The sequence below is a fragment of the Brevibacterium sp. SIMBA_078 genome, from assembly GCF_046534565.1.
In the GTDB taxonomy this organism is placed as follows: domain Bacteria; phylum Actinomycetota; class Actinomycetes; order Actinomycetales; family Brevibacteriaceae; genus Brevibacterium.
Genome location: NZ_JAWRYQ010000150.1, coordinates 1 through 286 on the forward strand (window position 1 = coordinate 1; position 286 = coordinate 286).

Consider the following 286-nt stretch of genomic DNA (forward strand, 5'->3'; position numbering starts at 1 on the left):
GTATCGTGCTGTCAAAAATGGGCGATATGATGGGTCTGAAAGGTATTTTGGTCAATACGGTCATCCGTCAGGTCAAACGCTTGGTTCCAAAATACAACCTAAATGACCCTAAGTATGACGTTACTAAGTTCCCTGAGGTTCTAAAGAAAGGTAAGAATCTACCGATTCAAGCACCAAAAACCACCCTACAACAGAAAGCTATTTTGCAGTATACAGGTGGTACGACTGGACTATCTAAAGGTGCTGTCCTAACACAACGTAATGTCGTCGCGGCTGCTAGGCAATC

The 286-nt window shown here is 43.7% G+C and carries 1 protein-coding gene; it reads left to right on the top strand.

The features are described 5' to 3' along the window. Window positions 1-26 precede the first annotated feature (26 nt). A partial coding sequence (locus SB749_RS19245) for an AMP-binding protein (RefSeq protein ID WP_410711715.1) occupies window positions 27-286 on the top strand: 260 nt, incomplete at its 3' end.